Annotated in this window: 23 protein-coding genes; 8 read left to right on the forward strand and 15 right to left on the reverse strand. The window is 36.0% G+C overall.

Features of this window, described 5'->3' with window-relative positions; genetic code table 11:
* Window positions 1-9: 9 nt before the first annotated feature.
* The 6 genes from RCJ95_RS20550 to RCJ95_RS20575 form a co-directional block, all read right to left on the reverse strand.
* A complete protein-coding gene (locus RCJ95_RS20550; RefSeq protein WP_446722702.1) occupies window positions 10-183 on the reverse strand; it encodes a hypothetical protein in 174 nt (57 codons plus the stop codon).
* A 16-nt stretch (window positions 184-199) separates the two neighbouring features.
* Entirely contained in the window at window positions 200-544 is a 345-nt protein-coding gene (locus tag RCJ95_RS20555) for a hypothetical protein (RefSeq protein WP_446722703.1), read from the reverse strand.
* A 422-nt stretch (window positions 545-966) separates the two neighbouring features.
* Entirely contained in the window at window positions 967-3420 is a 2454-nt protein-coding gene (locus RCJ95_RS20560) for a DNA primase family protein (RefSeq protein WP_446722704.1), read from the reverse strand.
* A gap of 183 nt (window positions 3421-3603) precedes the next feature.
* Window positions 3604-3936: a hypothetical protein gene (locus tag RCJ95_RS20565; protein WP_446722705.1), complete on the reverse strand. Its 333-nt coding sequence runs from the start codon at window positions 3934-3936 to the stop codon at window positions 3604-3606.
* Window positions 3937-3957: 21 nt separating this feature from the next.
* A complete protein-coding gene (locus RCJ95_RS20570; protein WP_446722706.1) occupies window positions 3958-4239 on the reverse strand; it encodes a hypothetical protein in 282 nt (93 codons plus the stop codon).
* Between the two features lie 43 nt (window positions 4240-4282).
* Window positions 4283-4468: a helix-turn-helix domain-containing protein gene (locus tag RCJ95_RS20575; protein WP_271912169.1), complete on the reverse strand. Its 186-nt coding sequence runs from the start codon at window positions 4466-4468 to the stop codon at window positions 4283-4285.
* A gap of 175 nt (window positions 4469-4643) precedes the next feature.
* Here RCJ95_RS20575 and RCJ95_RS20580 point away from each other — a divergent pair, with 175 nt between their 5' ends.
* The 3 genes from RCJ95_RS20580 to RCJ95_RS20590 all read left to right on the forward strand — a co-directional run bounded on the left by RCJ95_RS20580 (window position 4644) and on the right by RCJ95_RS20590 (window position 7172).
* Window positions 4644-5123 (forward strand): helix-turn-helix domain-containing protein, encoded by a 480-nt coding sequence (locus RCJ95_RS20580; protein ID WP_271912168.1) that lies wholly within the window; start codon window positions 4644-4646, stop codon window positions 5121-5123.
* Window positions 5124-5129: 6 nt separating this feature from the next.
* Window positions 5130-6326 carry a tyrosine-type recombinase/integrase gene (locus RCJ95_RS20585; RefSeq protein ID WP_446722707.1) on the forward strand — a complete coding sequence of 399 codons (1197 nt, stop codon included), beginning with the start codon at window positions 5130-5132 and terminating at the stop codon, window positions 6324-6326.
* A gap of 381 nt (window positions 6327-6707) precedes the next feature.
* Window positions 6708-7172, forward strand: coding sequence for a hypothetical protein (locus tag RCJ95_RS20590; protein WP_232735603.1), 465 nt, complete (start codon window positions 6708-6710; stop codon window positions 7170-7172).
* A gap of 22 nt (window positions 7173-7194) precedes the next feature.
* Here the strand turns inward: RCJ95_RS20590 and ytxJ are convergent, their stop codons facing one another.
* The 5 genes from ytxJ to RCJ95_RS20615 all read right to left on the reverse strand — a co-directional run bounded on the left by ytxJ (window position 7195) and on the right by RCJ95_RS20615 (window position 10454).
* A complete protein-coding gene (gene ytxJ / locus RCJ95_RS20595; RefSeq protein ID WP_221679027.1) occupies window positions 7195-7539 on the reverse strand; it encodes a bacillithiol system redox-active protein YtxJ in 345 nt (114 codons plus the stop codon).
* Between the two features lie 93 nt (window positions 7540-7632).
* On the reverse strand, window positions 7633-8046 hold the full coding sequence (locus tag RCJ95_RS20600; RefSeq protein WP_004229824.1) for a VOC family protein: 414 nt from the start codon (window positions 8044-8046) through the stop codon (window positions 7633-7635).
* 70 nt (window positions 8047-8116) lie between these two features.
* Window positions 8117-8758, reverse strand: coding sequence for a 3-oxoacid CoA-transferase subunit B (locus tag RCJ95_RS20605; RefSeq protein ID WP_274771321.1), 642 nt, complete (start codon window positions 8756-8758; stop codon window positions 8117-8119).
* Window positions 8755-9462 (reverse strand): CoA transferase subunit A, encoded by a 708-nt coding sequence (locus RCJ95_RS20610; RefSeq protein ID WP_446722708.1) that lies wholly within the window; start codon window positions 9460-9462, stop codon window positions 8755-8757. Before RCJ95_RS20610 ends, RCJ95_RS20605 begins: the two co-directional genes overlap by 4 nt.
* An 83-nt stretch (window positions 9463-9545) precedes the next feature.
* Complete coding sequence (locus RCJ95_RS20615; RefSeq protein ID WP_221679024.1) at window positions 9546-10454, reverse strand: LysR family transcriptional regulator; 909 nt, start codon at window positions 10452-10454, stop codon at window positions 9546-9548.
* A gap of 241 nt (window positions 10455-10695) precedes the next feature.
* Between RCJ95_RS20615 and RCJ95_RS20620 the strand changes: the two genes are divergently transcribed.
* Window positions 10696-11379, forward strand: coding sequence for a hypothetical protein (locus RCJ95_RS20620; protein WP_004229831.1), 684 nt, complete (start codon window positions 10696-10698; stop codon window positions 11377-11379).
* 257 nt (window positions 11380-11636) lie between these two features.
* Here the strand turns inward: RCJ95_RS20620 and RCJ95_RS20625 are convergent, their stop codons facing one another.
* The gene (locus RCJ95_RS20625) at window positions 11637-12275 is read right to left on the reverse strand and encodes a LysE family translocator (RefSeq protein WP_221679023.1); all 639 of its coding nucleotides are present in this window, start codon (window positions 12273-12275) and stop codon (window positions 11637-11639) included.
* A 224-nt stretch (window positions 12276-12499) separates the two neighbouring features.
* Between RCJ95_RS20625 and RCJ95_RS20630 the strand changes: the two genes are divergently transcribed.
* Entirely contained in the window at window positions 12500-12922 is a 423-nt protein-coding gene (locus RCJ95_RS20630; protein WP_446722709.1) for an SRPBCC family protein, read from the forward strand.
* Entirely contained in the window at window positions 12922-13242 is a 321-nt protein-coding gene (locus RCJ95_RS20635; protein WP_446722710.1) for an ArsR/SmtB family transcription factor, read from the forward strand. The genes RCJ95_RS20630 and RCJ95_RS20635 overlap by 1 nt, the downstream gene beginning before the upstream one ends.
* Before the next feature lie 39 nt (window positions 13243-13281).
* Here the strand turns inward: RCJ95_RS20635 and RCJ95_RS20640 are convergent, their stop codons facing one another.
* The 3 genes from RCJ95_RS20640 to RCJ95_RS20650 all read right to left on the reverse strand — a co-directional run bounded on the left by RCJ95_RS20640 (window position 13282) and on the right by RCJ95_RS20650 (window position 17088).
* Window positions 13282-14061 (reverse strand): YqhG family protein, encoded by a 780-nt coding sequence (locus RCJ95_RS20640; protein ID WP_446722711.1) that lies wholly within the window; start codon window positions 14059-14061, stop codon window positions 13282-13284.
* 13 nt (window positions 14062-14074) lie between these two features.
* Window positions 14075-15589, reverse strand: coding sequence for a DEAD/DEAH box helicase (locus RCJ95_RS20645; protein ID WP_446722712.1), 1515 nt, complete (start codon window positions 15587-15589; stop codon window positions 14075-14077).
* 449 nt (window positions 15590-16038) lie between these two features.
* Entirely contained in the window at window positions 16039-17088 is a 1050-nt protein-coding gene (locus tag RCJ95_RS20650; protein ID WP_221679013.1) for an NAD(P)/FAD-dependent oxidoreductase, read from the reverse strand.
* A gap of 278 nt (window positions 17089-17366) precedes the next feature.
* Between RCJ95_RS20650 and RCJ95_RS20655 the strand changes: the two genes are divergently transcribed.
* Together RCJ95_RS20655 and RCJ95_RS20660 are read left to right on the forward strand one after the other, a co-directional pair.
* Window positions 17367-17954, forward strand: coding sequence for a dienelactone hydrolase family protein (locus RCJ95_RS20655; RefSeq protein ID WP_221679010.1), 588 nt, complete (start codon window positions 17367-17369; stop codon window positions 17952-17954).
* A gap of 2 nt (window positions 17955-17956) precedes the next feature.
* A complete protein-coding gene (locus RCJ95_RS20660) occupies window positions 17957-18913 on the forward strand; it encodes a LytTR family transcriptional regulator DNA-binding domain-containing protein (protein WP_257521023.1) in 957 nt (318 codons plus the stop codon).
* The last annotated feature ends 23 nt before the right edge of the window (window positions 18914-18936 follow it).

Consider the following 18936-nt stretch of genomic DNA (forward strand, 5'->3'; position numbering starts at 1 on the left):
AATCTCTCCTTAATATTCAACGTTATTTCGTTTTTTGATTCTATTTATAAATGCAGTTAAGTCTTGGATTTCATAGAGTTTAGCTTCATAGAATGGACTACCAGATCTCAGCTTCTTAAACTCACGTTCTAGTACATGAAGCTGCCTTTCAAAGGGTTTAATGGCCTCTGACCTACGTTTCATCAGCTATCACTTCCTATCACTTCCTACGCCAAGCTTTTAAGCTTTTTACAGCTTGATCGTATAAGGATATAAATTCCCTCATCTGAAGATGTAATTGATCATTTTCATATGATTCTTGTGTGTAATTTTCCGCTCTAGGGAACATTGCATAGTTCTTTTTACAACAAGGCGTTTTACGCGCACATCTAGGCCGATATTCAAACCCCCATCGTTCTTTAATTTCAGTTCCACAATAAGGGCAATTGAACACATTAAAAAACTCATATCGGAACACCTTGGCTTTTGGATTCGTTTCTACTTTTTCGACTTGTACTTTTGTAATATCTAAACCTCGTGCAAATCGGTTGTTTCTTATTCGCATGATACTCACTCCAATCCTATATTTTTATTCGCATACGGTTTTTACTGCTCATATACGTGTCATATACGCACTGCATACGTCTACTTTTCACATTCTAAAAATCGCCCCATCACTTATGGCTGTAAGGCTCTTGGTTCTTTTGAAAATTCTTCATACGTCTTATACGCTTTTCTATCAACTCCTATGCTAATCTTTAATAGCAATGTGCATAGTCACGGTGCATAACGGTTCTGTTACTCTAGCTATACTATTACTTTCTATTTTTCTATAAGAGTTAAAAAAAAGACGTATGAAGCATCGATAAGACCCCAAAAACCCTTATGGCTCTAAGCTTTAAGGCATACGCCCTAACTCTTTAAAAAGCGTATAGAGGGCGTATAGGATGGGTAAAAGGCTTATATCTTGTTCAAAAAGCGTATGCACTATGCTAGTAAATCGTCCTTCCCTTTGAAATCACCCTCAACTGAATTATTACCACTTAATAGAGCGATGCCTAAGAATTGCATTTTGGTACTGCCGAATGTTCGCTTATATTCGAAGCCTTTAGATTGCATGTCCCCTACAAATTGACTGCGAGTAGGTGTGCTGTACACGTTACTTTCTCGTAAGTATTCGATGTAAGCATTATGCAAATCTTCTGCTACTATTTTATTTTCTTCGTCCAGATCACACAGGTCGTCAATAAATGTTTGAAGAGGGTCACTAACTGCTATATAGTCTTTAAGTGCTTCGCGCGAGGAAGCCGTATCCTCAAAACGACCGCGCTCCATTAATGTTCTCAACCCAGCTATAGCCTTATTAAGCAAGCCAGAAAGCTCTTGTTCTGTGGTTAATTTTTCAAGAAGATTCACATCTGCTGTCTTACCTTTCGCGCTGTTGCCTCCAAAACTATTAGGAAACGTGATAATTTTAAGGCGGCGAATAAATCCTTTTGAGAAATCCCTCGCTGTCGGCACTCGGTTCATTCCGTATACTAGCCGTGCATAAGGTCTAAAATTAAATGCATCTACATTTTTTCGTTCTGCATTTAGCTTGTCTGATGTTACAACTGCCTTAAAAATATCAGTGTCACTTAAAGCACTGCCAGGTAAATCTGCTTGGGTATTGAGTAGCTTGTTCTGCAGCTGAGCAAGTTTAAACCTATTAGAAGATAAATCTTGTAGACTCACATTTGATATATTTTCCTCACCAATAAATGCGTTCAATAAATCGATAAATACAGACTTCCCGTTTGATCCTGAACCTAAGAGGAAAAATGCTACTCCTAAATTCTTAGGAATGAGGCATAAACCGAACAGCTCGTACACCATATTTATTGAATCTGCCGGTACTACTTCGCTAATGAATTTTTCAATATGGGGGCATGTAGCTGTCTCATCGTATCTAACAGGTATTTGACTAAAGGAAATGAAGTCACTACGGTGCTCCATCAACTCGCCTGTTCGCCAATCAAGTATCCCATTTTTGAGGTTAACTATTTTGGTGCTTGGCTTCTCCAGATGTATGGATTTCACGGTATGCAAGTCTTTAATTATCTCCACTACCTCATTACCATGTGTACTACGATATCTATCACCTAGCACCCTAGCAGTCATCCTACGAACCTTGCGCTCGTTATCAGCTACATAAACCCCATTCTCGTATACATAAACAATGCCATCGACTGTAATAATGGGATTTGCCTGAACTAAGCAGTCAGCTAACTTAGTAGGATTAAAACCATGCTTCGAGAAAAAGTGATCAGCAATATCAAGGTTTTTATTAGTCTGTTCTTCATCATCCTCTAAGTCGCTAAAATCATCTATAGCACTTTGTTTAGTATCCTCAATTAACTGCTGCTGCGCCTTAATATCCTTTTGAACTAATTCAACCATACGAACGTATGAGGGCCTTTTAGTAACGTCTTTCGCCATATCCTCTTCGTCATCAATATCACCAAATAAATGAATACGCACTAAATCAAAAGCGTTCACCAGCTGTTGAGAAACTGGATCGGTACCGTGATGGGAATATGAGAATACATCTTCATAGGTTCTCATGCCACCCCAAGTGGTACCTTTAATGTATGTGTATCGATTTATTTCAGTAGTCTGCTCATATATATCGGATAGAAAGGTTTCAATCGCTTCGTGAATGCTATATGTTCTACAAAATAACCCTATAACATTTGGCTTTTCTAGTGGATTTCCTGCTTTTTTAATGTCTCGTTCGATTTGTCTTCGCTCTTTCACCCGACTGCTATAAGGCCATTCATTCGGATCCTTAAAGTCTTTATATCTTGAAAGGATCAGGTCAGCACTCACTAAATCGCCATCCTGATATTCGAATACATACTCACCATCTGAACTCGTTGACGGCCAAAACATCATACGAGACTTTTGATAAGTCGTATCATCGAAGTAATCTATTCCAAGATCACTAGCTAAAGCTCTCGCTATGGGTTCATATTCTTCAGCATTTATTACTCTGTCTAATGGAATAAGTAAGCGTAGACGTTTAGCTTCACTAGTATGCTTATGTGTGCTATATATCGCACACTCAAAGCCATGAAAAAGTTGTAATTCTTCCCAAAACTCATGTTTGCCAATATGATCAGCATCAAGTGTTACTATCCGCCTATTTAACACATTGTCATTTTGACGAATACCATCTTTAAGTTCGCCTATGAGGTATCCACCTACGTCCTTTATAGATGCTTGTTCATCAGTAGACATGTTTAGATATTCGTTAAATGTTTCGTTTGTTCGAGTCGTCTTACTGATACGCTGTAGTAGCTCTGACCAACTCATTTGTTCATTTTTCCATCTTATTGAAGTACGATGCTTAGCTATCGCTATGGAAAAATAGAAGTCATTTGATGTTTTAATTTCCTGCATCTACTCACTTCTCTTCACTTTCAAATATTGTACTTTAAGTAAATATTCGCTATAATATTCCTGCATTTATTTTCGTGTAATAAATGCTTAAATAATGTTTACTTGTAAAGCTGTTACCTTAGTTGGTAACAGTGATTTTTTTAGTCCAAATTTATAAATTCTATTTAAGTCCATAAGATACCCTCACTGCGAGATAGCGGCCTGATATATTCTAAGTTGCCGATTGTCAATCACTTTAACTATTGCATTCGCTTCAGAGCTAATACGTTCTAACTCAGATATTAAGACTGGTGCTTGTTTAACAGATCTAACCATTCGTATAAAAGCAAGAACTGATTCTGGAGAAATTTCCTCATCGCTCTCAATACCTTCATAAGCTGTATCGAAATTCGTAATAGTTTCAAGCAAACCTTTTAAATCTTTCGTTACTGCTTGCAATTCCACTGCAGTATTTTCTACTTCATATACCAACTGCTCCGTTGACATTGAATCGATACGTTCCGCGTAATTGACCATTTCTAATTCCTCCTACAAATATTATTTTTTCTGTGTTGATTCATTACACACAGACTTAGGTATAAGAGCACAAAACTCAACACTATTCACAAATGTGCTAACAAGAACTTTCGAAGAATCGTGTGTCTCTTGAATTTCATACTCATCGAAAAGCTCTATAAAGACCTTGTGTGTTAACAGGATTGAAGGTGAATCAAACCTACTGATACTTACTGTTAAAAACTGAGCTTCCTCACCTGACTTTGCTTGTGCGTCAATCAAATTTACGATCGCAGCTAATGACTGTACATTTTCAATATTCATCTTACTCACCTCCCTCTGCATGCCACCAAAGCTTGGGATTTAGCTAAATATGTTGCATTTGCTTAACTTCACCTTTAGTCCAGGCTTCAACAACTTCACGATTGAAAAGGATTTTCCCACGTACTTTAAAGTGGGGGATTTCAGACTTCCTTACTGCTGAATAGATTGTAGCTGTAGAAGTGCCTAGCATCTCCGCCACTTCATTAACCGTCAAAGTGATTTTTATCATAATAATTCACCTCTCTATAAAATTTACTCATAGTAAGTATTCTCGAATAGAATATTTACTATGAGTAAACAATAACACCTTTCTTACTAACTGTAAACAAAAATGATGCAAAATATTTTTACAGGTAGTAAAATATAATAAAATATACTACGCACACAGGGGGATATTTAAACTTATGGATTATGTAAAGAATTTTGGTATTCACTTAAAAGCAGCAAGGGAGCGAGCAGGACTAACGCTTTCAGAATTAGGTAAGATAGTAGGTTACTCAAACCCTTACCTTTCACAAATAGAATCAGGCAAACGAAGTAACCCACCAGCACCTGAGTTGATTAGAAAAATTGCAGACGCTTTACCTGACGTATCATACGGGGGGTTATTAGAAATAGCGGGGTATCACGAGCTTGCTAAAAACGAAAAGATCAGAAGTGCTTATGAAGATTTCAAAGATGAACTGGATGATTTTGAAATAGATATTAATGTTTTACATGAGAAAGTTCGAGTTATAGATGAAATAACGGATATTAACAATCTTCTTTTATCCGAATCTGTACAACCCATCTACAAAGGCCATTTACTTAATGAACAAGATCGCAAACGGATATTAACGATGCTGGAAGTGTTATTTCCTGATTACCAAAATGAGGAGGAATAAACCAAAATGGCTAATATAAAGAAGTACGAAAACGATGATAATAAGTACAGATTCACTGTTAGTCTAGGAAAAGATGCACAAGGCAATTACAAACGAGCAACAAAGGTTTTTTATGTAGAAGGTAAATACACACCTAAACAAAAAGAAGAGTATGTCCTTAATGAGTACATGAAGTTTAAAAAAGAGGTACTATCTGGAGAGTACATTGCGCCATCCAATATGATATTTTCCGACTTCGCAAAAGAATGGGAGAATAAATTTGCTCTTACTGAACTGTCACAAACAGCAATAAGTAACCATCGATTAAAACTGAAAAATCATATATTGCCAGTGATCGGTCACATGCACATGGATAAAATAAACCAGCTCATGCTGCTGAATCTAATGCAAAACCTTACACGGAAAGATGGTCAAGAAGGTGAACTTACCTATCATTCGAAGCAAGATATATACCGCACGCTTCAAAGTGTTTTTAAGTATGCAACTGAATGGAAAGTAATTGAAAAGAATCCCATGGACGGCATTAAAAAGCCGAAACCACCTAAAGATGCGGTAAAGGAGAAGTTACAGGTTTATAATGAGGATGAAATAGCTCAACTATTACAACTAGTGCAAAGTGAGCCTTCACACTGGAGACTTCTATTCACATTAGCGGTAACTGCCGGCTTACGTAGAGGAGAATTACTTGGCCTTGAGTGGAAACATGTGGACTTTGACAATCAACAAATACTAATTGAGCAAACGATTGTATTAACAGGAAGTGGTCCTCTAATAAAAGGTACGAAATCAGATTCATCAGAACGTGTTGTTTCCTTACCTGGGAGCATGATGAAGGAATTGAAAGAGTATCACCTTCAATGGAGAAAAGATAAATTGCGACTGGCTGATAAATGGACAGAGAAAGAAAGAGAATGGATTTTCTGTAATGAACATGGACAGCACCTCTACCCTTCTAGTCCTTCCAATTGGTGGAGTAAGTTTGTGAAGAAGCATGAATTTCGATATATCCGACTGCATGATCTACGCCATACATCTGCAAGTCTTTTAATTGCCCAAGGAGTACACGCAAAAATTATATCTGAGCGTTTAGGACATTCAGACATTTCAATTACAATGAATACTTATGGACATGCTTTAAAATCAGCAGATCGTGCAGCTGCTGATAAGTTTGAAATGCTGTTTTCGAAAAGCAATTCAAACTAACATGTGCTAAACGTGTGCAAATCGTGTGCAAAAATTCATTCAAACCTATTTAAAAATATTATATACGAACAAAAACAGAACAGCAAAAACACTGATACATCAACATTCATCACAATCCATTCAATTATACTTTAACGCTATCACCACATTTGAGGAGTGGTGGTTTAAAACTTTCTATAATAACTACGGCATACGCGGCTTTTTATACATGATTGATACAGCACCTTAGCTATTTTGGTTAAGGTGCTTTTTTATATTCAGGCTATTCTCCGCTTCTCTATTCAATCACTTCCTAACCATTCATAAAAAGTAAGGATAACCTTCTTGTATTTTGTATAATTCCCTCCCATTTTGCACATAGATGGAGTAACAAGGGAGGTTATGACATTGAAGAAAATAATTTATCTATTGGTTTTTACTTCACTACTGTTAGTAGCTTGTGGAAAGAGTGCTGAACCAAAGGAAGTAGCAGTCGATCAAAATACGAATGTTGAAGATATTGTAGGCGCGATTGTGAAAAACGAATTCTCTGTGGATGAATCGAAAGACGGTGTTGTCACAATTTCCATTCAAGATACAGATGTAACAGAAGGATCGAAAAGCCAGATGCTAAAGGATTCTACTAAAATTTTCGCTGATTTGTCCAAATTAAAAAATGTGAAGACACCGGCTATTACTTGGTATGCTCCTCTCACTGAACCTGATGGGGACAAAACAATGACTGAGGTTTTGAATATTTATTTTAGTGAAGAGGATTTTCACAAAATAGACTGGGCCAATTATCTACAGGTCGATATCGAGTCTAGCGCTACAAATTATCATGAAGATGAGGCCTTGGAAGATTAATCACATAAAGATACCCCACAGCCTATTGTGGAGTATCTTTTTTTACATATTGTTCTATAGCGTTTTCTAAAAGAGAGTGCTTTATTTTGTAGTGAGTTGCTTGCCAAATTCCTTTCCCACCCTGCAGGATTATTAGTTGAGGTGATTCGTGCTTCACTTGAAGATCACAGGCAATAGCATTTGAAATTACCCGATCCATCTGCACAATGACAAGATATTTAGGCAATTTCGTTTGTAATACTTTATATTCCTTTAAAGCTGAAATACTACTTATACATGTCATGCTAATTTTTAACACAAGGCAAGGTTTGAACTTCGATTGCTCCAAAACCTCACACCATTTGTTTAATGTCATTATTCGTTGCATTTTGTAACCCCCTAAACAGATTATATACTACAAGGGGTATTTTAGGTTACAAAAAACACGAGACTACATACGTGCTCGTGCTTAAAATTTTGTTTAAATGCCTTCCGTATTCATGAATACTAGACGCCAGCCATCCGGGTCTTCAATGGTTACCCCTTTTTCAGCCCAATATGGATTTTCAGGCTCAACTTCGGGATATCCCATGACCGCAAGACGTTCGGCAATATGACGAATCGTATCTCTATTTGGGATATAAAGTACGAGTAGATTGTCCTTACTTGGTGCTGGACAAGGGCTACCGTCAATATGCTCTGTAAATTCTAAGTGATAACCTGCATTTGGAAGACCAATCATTAAACCATTATAGCCACGATGTTCTGTAAACGAACCAATTTTCTTTAATCCAACACCTTCACAGTAAAACCGTTCTACTTCCTTTAGCTGATCGGTTGGTCTTGCTACACGCACCTGTGCTACTGCTAATTCATTTGTCCATTGTTGTTCCATTGTTATGAAATCCCCTTTTAGATTATTGTAAAATGAGACCATAACGCTGAAAACAGTCCTAGGTCTGAAGTTATTGTATAAGAGCAACGCTAAAAGAAGCAGCTGTTTTCTCTTTTACTTCCTCTAAAGAAACACCATCTGCTAATTCTATCAGTTGCATGCCATCTTTCGTAAAATCAAATACAGCCAAATCTGTAATTAATCGATGTACGACACCTTTACCCGTTAGTGGAAGTTCACATTGTTTTTTAATTTTAGATTCACCATTTTTATTTACATGCTCCATGACGACAATCACTCTCTTGGCACCAACGACGAGATCCATTGCGCCACCCATGCCCTTCACCATTTTCCCAGGAATCATCCAGTTAGCAAGATCTCCTGTTTCAGATACCTCCATACCTCCTAAGATGGCAAGGTCAATATGTCCACCGCGAATCATTGCAAATGATTCTGCACTGTCAAAGAAGGATGCCCCTGGAACTGCCGTAACTGTTTCTTTACCTGCATTGATTAAATCAGGATCTACTGCATCCTCTACTGGATAAGGACCAATACCGAGAAGTCCGTTTTCGGATTGTAAGAGTACGTCATAATCGGCTGGGATCGCATTGGCAACAAGTGTTGGAATACCTATGCCTAAATTGACATTCATACCGTTGGCTATTTCTTTTACTGCACGATTAACAATTTTTTGTCTTGTATCCATCATGCTTCCCCCTTTTTCACCGTTAAACGCTCAATACGTTTCTCGTAATTTTCACCTAATAATACACGTTGTACAAAAACCCCTGGTGTATGAATGTGATCGGGATCTAGCTCGCCTACTTCTACAATTTCCTCCACTTCAGCTATTGTAATTTTCCCTGACATAGCAGCTAATGGATTAAAATTGCGTGATGTTTTTCTATAAACTAAATTTCCTAGCTTATCGGCTTTCCATGCTTTGACCAGAGCAAAGTCAGCAACAATACCTTCTTCCAAAATATATTCTTTGCCATCAAAAACCTTCACTTCTTTTCCTTCAGCAATTGGCGTTCCAAGCCCTGTAGCTGTGTAAAAACCAGGAATTCCCGCTCCACCTGCACGCAAACGTTCTGCAAGAGTTCCTTGCGGTGTCAACTCTACTTCTAGCTCACCACTTAAAAATTGTTGTTCAAAAATCTTATTTTCTCCTACATAAGAAGCAACCATTTTTTTTATTTGCTTGTTTGCTAATAGTAGACCCAATCCCCAGTCATCTACACCACAGTTGTTACTGACAACGGTTAAATCCTTTGTTCCCTGTTGCACTAATGCTGCGATTGATTTTTCGGGTATACCACATAGCCCGAAGCCACCTACAGCTAATGTATCTCCATCCTTAATATCCGCAATCGCTTCTTCAAACGAACTCCATACCTTACCATTCCCCATCTCGAAACCTCCCTGAATTGCTCGTTTATTAAGGAAAATTCTACATCATTGCTATTTTACAAGTAAAGGAATTAATTAGAATACTACTTATTCCTATATGGAATAAATCTATTTTCCCCATTCCTATCTATCATTTCAAGTAACTGTTTTAATGCATAAGATTGATATGTATTTTTCTTCGTAATAACCCCTAAACGCCACGGCATTTCAAAATCATCTAATGGAATTATTTTCACATTGGTATTTGTTTGCTTGGCTGCAATGGAATGGGGTAACAATGTAACCCCTAAATTGGAGGATACTAACTCTACAATCAAGTCCCACTGTGAACTTTTATAGCCGATTGTAGGTGTAAAACCAACACTTTCACAGGATTTAATTATATAGTCGTGAAGCGTGAACTCCTCTGCAAAGATAATGAACGTTTCATTTTTTAAATCTTGTAAAGCTATGGATTTCTGGTGTGCATAGGGGTGAGATTCATTCATAAAGACATAAAACTGGTCTTCTATAAAGGATTGAACAGCAAACTTCCTTTCATCTACTGGTAATACAACGATGCCCATATCAACATCACCATTTTCAACTAGCATTTCTACCATTTTTGCACCACGTTCGATAAGTGCTAAATGTACTTCAGGATATAGCTGATGAAATCCCCTAGCGATTTCAGGGAAAAATAATGTTCCAATTAAAGGTGGGATCCCTAACTTGATAGCACCTGTTTTAATATTTAATAAATCGTCTAGCAAAATATGTAGTTCTTGAACAGCATGCATTATTTTTTGTCCTTGATTATAAACAATACTACCTGCATCAGTAAGTTCTACATTACGCGTTGATCTGTTCAACAACTCAACTTGTAATGATTCTTCTAATTTTTTAATACTTTTGCTTAATGAAGGCTGAGATACAAAGGAATCATGTGCAGCCTTTGTAAAACTCCTATGCTCAACAACAGCCATAAAGGCTTTTAAATCTCTTAATTCCATCACTATCTTCTCCATTTATTTGTATTTGTTATAAAAGCAACTACAAGTACTACCCTTCAGCAATAAATTCTCCATTCTTTCTTTTTAATCCTTTGCAATGTGTTGAACTATAAAATTTAGATATTTTCACCCCTGCCATTATACGCATCTTTTCGACTTTTGGAGAGTTTTTTGAGAGTTATATGACCTACAATCAATTATAAATATTGTCATAATTTATCAAAGATTGGAGATGTAACAGATGTTGAAGCAATTGCTTGAAAATCGAATAGTTAATAGGCATTATTTAGGTCTTACATTTCAGCAACATGTTTATGAATTAAAGAACTGTGAGGAAGTTTTAGGAGTGAAAGCAAAATCGCTACATATTGAGAATCGTCATATTGCTGTTGGCTATATTGCTGATGACAGTATTTTCTTTAAAAGTGCTCATTTCGGAAATACCATGGTCACTTTAACAGATGGAATTCATCAAGCAATTATTCAGCTATTTGTACAACATTCTGGTGAAATCTGCATTGAGGTAAAGCCTTATATTAAACATGCCAACATCGTGCCTGTTTATTTTCGCACAATTCTAGCTGATACAGCCATCGCCATTGATCTAAAAGGCGCGTTAAAAAAATTTCTAGTAACTCATCATTATATGATTGAAGCAGATACGATCATGGAAGTTCATTATCAATCCATGCATCCCTATGTGCTCAAGAATTCTTACGCTGGGCATTTTGTTTTAGGGTGTACCCCCGATGGTAGACAGGTAACAGGAGCCGAGGAGTATACATTGGCTAACCGTATAGCTAATTTAAAGTTTTCTCACATTATTATTCAGCAACAAGGCAGACCAAAATTAATTGCTTTAAATATATTATTAACCTTTGTTATTACGAATAAAATTTTTGTTACTAACGAACTTTCTATGTAACTAATCGGATAGAGGATTTTACGATGTTATTTTCATTTATTTCATTGATTGTCATCATACTAGTTGCTTTATTTGTTATAAAATCTTTTTCTATCTATAAAAAGCGGGCAGAAAAGAAAAAATTTTTACAAGAAAGACTTAAAAATCTTCTACTGACAAATATAAGCCAACCTAAATAGAAATTTTTCAAAGAGAGAAACGACCCTATCTTAATAACTACCAACAAAAAATACACCACCTTTATAGTGGTGTATTTTTTAGTGCGCTTTTTCTAATGCTAATTTAATGCCAAACGCAATTAATATTGCACCTGTTAATCCTTCAATTACTGCCTTAGTTGATGGTTTTTTCATAAATGCACTAATTCGATCTAAAAGGTACACGTAGAAGATAAACCATAGCATTGTTAATGCTGTATAAATGAGACCCATTATTAAAAAGGGAAAAAATGTTCCACTATTTCCATCTACAAATTGAGGGAGAAATGTTAGGAAAAATACTGCGACCTTTGGATTTGTCACATTTGTGAGAAACCCTTGTTTAAAGCAGGATTGTTGAGAATATTTGTGTTCTATACTTGCTTCATCTTGTACAACTGGAGATTGTGTTCGAATTGCTCGCAGTGTCCACAAGGTCTTGATTCCTAAATAACATAAATAAACCGCACCAACATATTTTAAAACAGCAAATATATAGGCAGATTTCACAATGATCGCCGAAAGGCCAATAACAGCCGCACAAGTATGAATTAATAAACCGCAACAAGAACCAATGATTGTTTGTAAACCGCCCTTTCTACTTACAGTCAGTGTGTTTTTTGTTGCAATCGCTGTATCAGGGCCAGGTAAAATAATAAGTAAAATGCACATAACTAAGAATACAGATATATTGACCATATTACGCCACCCTTTCTGTCAGAAAATTATAAAAGTAATTGTAACATACGCCAAGACCAACAGAAAGATACGAAATTTTTCCGTTGACATATAACCATAAGGTGTTATATATTCATAACACCTTATGGTTATATTTTATACAGATTCCTCTGCTAGTGGACTTAATAACGTTGAATACCATTACACAGAGGTATCATTCATCAATCAAAAAGGAGTATTGGAACATGACTGAAAAATTACAGGATATTGTCAAAACAATTACATTGAATGCCCCTATCGAAAAAGTTTGGGAGACTGTCGCAACAGCTGACAAAATAGCTTCTTGGTTTATGCCAAATGATTTTCAACCTATCGAAGGGTACGAATTCACTATTCAATCACCGTTCGGCCCATCACCCTGTAAAGTAGAACGTGTAGATGCACCGCACTTTCTACGGTTTGCTTGGGATCAAGATGGCTGGTTCGTAACTTTTGAGTTAAAAGAAGTAGGCAAGCTTACTGAATTTACTTTAACACATGGTGGCTGGAAGGAAGCTTCACATATTATTCCTAAAGTAAACACTGCTACTGAAGCCGTACGTACTAATATGGATAACGGATGGACAATGATTATTAATCATAAATTAAAAGAGGCTGCTGAATTCTAATGACTGAAGCAGCCATAAAGTATGATGTTTTTCAAGCAATCGCTGATCCCACAAGAAGAAGTGTTTTACAGCTCCTTGCAGCAAGCGACAGACCTATTTCCAATATTACTGAGCATTTTACGATTAGTCGAACGGCTGTTGTAAAGCATTTAAAAATATTGGAACAGGCGGAGCTAATCTCTGCTCAAAAAAAAGGTCGTGAAAAAATCTATACGCTGCATAGTGAGCGTTTAAAAGAGATTGAAGATTGGCTCCAATACTTTCATTTATTTTGGGATAATAAATTGGCTCAGCTTAAAAGCATGGTTGAAGATCATTAAAGTAAAAAAGAGCTGTCCCTTTGTCAGACAGCTCCTCATTTAAAAGAGATAAAATAATCCCCCATTAATGACTTCTATTTTAATTTTTGCTTCATATTGCTCCTCTAATGCTTTTCTTTCAATTTCATAACACTCTGGTTTTTCCTCTATATCCTCATAAAAATAATCTAATACACGTTGATCACGTTGCCATCGTTTTTGTGCTTCCGTTGCCCAAGAATGATCATCCTGCTCAATAATTGACTCAATTGTAGCTTTCAATCTTTCCAGTGCTCTGGCAGGCTTAATAATATATTGCACATGAAATACATTTTCTTCAGGTTCTATGTTAAAGTCCGAAGAACAAATCGTTTCATGAAAATCCTCCTTGATGACGCCAGTCAATAAATTAATGCCAAATGAGTAAAGCATTTCTTTTGTACGATCACAGCAATACGAAACTTTAAAGTTAACACCTAACCAGGGCGTTAAAATAACCTGCCCCATATCACGATCCACTTTTTCATACAATTGAACATAGGCTCCTAGTTCCCTTGTAGCTAAAAATATCTGATTTAAACGTGGTGAGCCGTAATGAATAGCTTCCCCAAATAGGTTACCAGCCATTGCGGTTTGATTTGTAATGAAGGTTACTTGCGCTGGGTTTGGTTCACTATTTGTTGCTTCAACATATTGCCAATAAAATGGCCTATTCATAATTCTTTTATCTATGTCTATCGTTAATTGAACGGTTAGATAATGATTCTCTTCTCCTAAAATTGCACAGTCATTCTCCATAAAAAATTCCTTTAAATAGTGGTGAACTTGCTGCGGATACATAGCTGCACCTACCTTATACAGATTCTTTAAAGTTTGTTAAAATAGCATCTAAATCGCCAACCACCTTCTCGAACACATCAATCTTTGTATGAAGCAATTCCAAGATTTTCTCTTCAATTGTATGTTCAATGGCAAGGTTATAAATATGGACATCATGCTCCTGTCCCAAACGATGGACACGACCAATACGTTGCTCTAGCTTCATTGGATTCCAAGGTAAATCATAGTTAATCACATGATGACAAAATTGAAGGTTTATCCCCTCTCCTCCTGCCTCGGTAGCGATGAGCACCTGGGCTCTTTCTTTAAATAGGTGCTTCATATAATCTCGTTTACTTTTATTAAATTTACCATTAAACAGCACGCTTGATATGCCATTAGAATGTAAGTACCATTGCAAATATATTTGCGTAGCACGATATTCTGTAAAAATAATAACCTTGTCATTCGCTTGCTTAACAATTTCCAATGTCTTTTCCGCCTTTGAATTCACTTCCAAGGTCATTAATTTAGTAATAATCGCTTCAATTTCTTGTGGTTGCACATGATCCTCTAGCATATTCGTTAATGTTAAGGCTGTAGCTTCCTTACTACTACACATTTCTTTTTGCAACGTAATTAATGAAAATGACCCTGTGTTTTGAAGGTTGCCAAGCATTTCGTAAACTTCTCTTTCGTCGTTCGTAAATGTAATCGGTACAATTTGAACACGACGATTTGTCCAATCAATCCCCGTATCTTCCCTACGATTTCTGACCATTACCTGATTAACCAACTCTTTTAAATAATCATCATGTTCTAAATCATGCTTGCTAGCAGAGAAAGCCGATTGGAAGGCGTCATAGTTACCTAGATGTCCAGGCTTTAATAAGGAGATTAAATAATACAATTCAAAGATATCATTTTGAATAGGTGTGGCAGTTAATAATAAGCAGAACTTTTTCTTTAAGCCTTGTACAAACTCGTAAATTTGTGTTTTATTATTTTTTAATTTATGTGCCTCATCAATAATTATCATGTCATAATCCTGCTCATAAATGCGCTCTCTATGTGGACTCTTTTTTGCCGTATCCATACTCATAATGAGGACATCATAGCGCTCTATCGGGCAATTTTTTTTATATGCAACGGCAGGAATATGAAATTTTATGTTTAGCTCTTCAATCCACTGATTAATTAAAGAAGCAGGTGCCAAAATTAATGCTCTTTTCACAAGCCCTCTAATAAGGTATTCCTTTAAGATTAAGCCCGCTTCAATCGTTTTACCTAGCCCCACCTCATCAGCTAAAATAGCTTTCCCATTCATACGTTCAATAACTGTTTCGGCTGCTTCTAACTGGTGTTTCAAAGGTTGTAAATTAGGTAAATACTTTGTAGCCTGCAATCCTGTAAAATCAGGAATTAGTTTCATTTTCACAATATCATAGTTCATCTTGTACAATGTCCAGCTATCCCATTTTTCAAGATGATTTAATCGATCGATAAAGCCCTCTTCCCACTCGGACGACCTTTCTATTTTCATGATCATCACCCCATGTCATTTTTTCTAGTTTAGGGTGTCCAAAAAAGGAAAAGCTATGTTCTTTCTAGATGAAAAACACCTAATGAAAGTTATTTTTCATTAGGTATTTGATAATTCATATATTTACGGAAGCGTCTTGGAGATTTTTCAGCAAATTCTTTAATGGATAAATGAGATTTTCTCAGGTATATTTTAGATTTTTGATTAATCACATCCGTGAGATAAGCATTTGACGAACACTCATTTTTTTCTCAAATAAATAGGTTCTTTATAAAAATGTTTCGCGATATCCATGACAATCATATTCTCTGTATAATTTTCTTATATATACTCCATAATCAGCGATATGTTTACTTTTTTATATTGACAGTCCATCAGAAGTATTTCTTCTAAAATATATACATCAAGACAAAAAGAAAGGAACACCAACAATATATTAGTGCTCCTAAAAATGATTATTTTAAACTTTCCTGTAATAGTTTACGATTACGTTGTTTGAAAATGTCATTATGTGAGGAAACAATACCTCCCTCAGAAGCATCAGGTTGAATATACTTCTTCGCACTATTCACTGCATGAAGTGCATCATGAAAGGCTGCTGCAATTAAATGAATTTTACCATCATGGCTCAAAATATCACCAGCAGCATAAAGGCCTGGGATCGATGATTCACTATTAATCGTACCAGCGATAAAATAATCATTTTTGCGCTCAATGGCTAATGGACTATTATCTAACAATTCTTTATCACGCACATACCCATGACTAATAACAACTTCATCAATAGGAATTTCTGTTACAGTCCCTGTTTCATGATTTGTTAAAGCAATAGCTTTAATCATTCCTGCTTGATCATCTGCAATCAGCTTAGTAATTTCAGAATTGAAATGGCATTCGATCAAACTATTTGCAAGCTCTGTAATTTGAGCCTCATGTGCAGACAATGTATCTTTTCGATAAGTTAAATAGACCTTGGATGCCACCTCCGTTAATTCTAATGCCCAGTCTACCGCTGTGTTGCCACCACCAGAAATAATAACTGCCTTATCTTTAAATTTTTCATAGGATTTAATTGTGTAATTTAAATTAGATACTTCAAAGCGTTCAGCCCCCTCAATTTCAATTTTTTGAGGATTTAGAATGCCACCACCAATAGCAACGATAACCGTTTTGGAATAATGAATATTCCCTGACTCTGCTGCAATGACAAAAATGCCATCTTCATTTTTAGTAATGGACAGCACTTTTTCATTTGTATAAATAGAAGGATTAAAGGTTAAGGCTTGCTCAACTAATTGTTTAATTAGTTGTCCCCCTGAAATAGGCGTTACACCTCCAACATCCCAAATCATTTTCTCTGGATAAACATGAATTTTACCGCCTAGCTGTGGTTGTGATTCAATTAGCTTGGTTTTCATTTCACGTAAACCACAATAAAAGCTTGAATATAAACCCGCTGGCCCACCACCAATAATGGTTACATCATACAATTCTTGTTCTAACAATTCCTAACACACCTTTCATTTGGTCATTACTATCTCAACAATTGGACTAACTCTAAACTGCATGACAGCTCAATCGTAAATGTCTAAATGTAAATATTGCTTTGGAAAATCCTCCTTAACTCCATTATACGATAATGATAATCATTATCAAATAAAATTATAACAAATCGTGATATTAATAACAGATGTGGTCACCATTTACTGTTCATTCTAAAAGCAGATTATACGTTTTACTTACTTTTTGATACACTATTGGAAAAAAGATATTAGAGGGCACAATGAAAAGAAAAATTTTTATATTACATGAAATCTATGGAGTTAATCATTTTATTGAAGAACAAATACAAGTATACGGCAATGAGGACACTGCCGTTTCCCTTATTTCACTTTATCCAGCAGGGCTTTCCTTTCCATATGAGCAGGAAAAACAAGCCTATGACTTTTTCTTACAGACAGTTGGCTTTGATGCTCCTCTTGAGTTGCTTTCACAAAAAATATTGGAGGCTTGTGAAAATTACAACGAGGTAATACTAATTGGATATAGTGTAGGTGCAACTTTAGCCTGGAGATTAACTACACTCCCCCTATACCGTGTCATTTGTGTGTATGGCTCACGGATCCGCCAATACCTTGATCACATTCCATCTTGTCCAACTTTGGTTGTTTTACCTAGCCATGAAGATAGCTTTGATGTTCAATCATTGAAGGATACACTTGCAAGCATACCGAATGTTCAGATCAAACAATATCAAGGCTTACATGGCTTTATGGATGCCTCTAACGCAAATTATTGTCAAATGAGTCACTCACAAGCACACACTGATATCAAATACTTTTTACAAACTAGCAAAATTCAGGAGGAATGAACATGGAACAAAATATTGATATTCAGGTTGATCCATATATTGAAGCAGGCAATGTTATTTATCCAAGCTTCCATCTTTCTCTACAATCTGGCATGATTATAGGCATCTATACAGATGTTTCCAAAATACATACATTAATGCAATGGTTTATGAAACGAGATGATACTTATACTTCTTTTCGTGAAAGCGCATTATATGAGCGACTAACAGCTCGCGAATATATCCAATTCATTTTAAAGCTTTTTAACCGCCCAGCTAATGAAACAGAGAATATATTGAAGCTTTTTAAGCTTACTGAACAAAATAATAATAGAATTAGTAAGCTTTCTAATAGCGAAAAACAGCGATTAAAGCTATTGAATATGTACCTACATCCGACATCTATTCAAATTATAGAGGAACCCTTTCAAAATATAGATGAATTTTCGAAGCAAACTATCCAACAATTATTAAAAAATCTCTCAAAAGAGCGTAAAATTATTATTTTATTATCAAATAATCTCGAAGATTTAATGGTTTCAAGTACCACTATATATCGATTAGATGGGGCAGCCTTACATGCTTTAGATGTAAAAGAGGGTAGCCTTGAACAAGCTCCAAGGCCTCTTGAAAATGCACCAATTCGACTAGATAAAATCCCAACAAAGAAAAATGATAAAATTATTTTATTTAATCCACCAGAAATAGATTATATCGAAAGCGTAGAAGGAGAAGTGTCCATTTATGTAGCTGGTGAAGCCTATCCATGTACTCTATCACTAAACGAGCTGGAGCAAAAATTGACACCATTCGGCTTTTTTAGAAGTCACCGTTCTTATATTGTTAATCTACAAAAGGTTCGAGAGATTATTACTTGGACACGCAATAGCTATAGCTTAGCACTCAACAGTACAGAAAAGACAGTTGTTCCATTGTCGAAAAATAAACTTGCAACCTTAAAGGAAATACTCGGAATTTAGTAGATTTCCCAGGAAATAAACGA

Source organism: Lysinibacillus sp. BSL11, assembly GCF_052928325.1.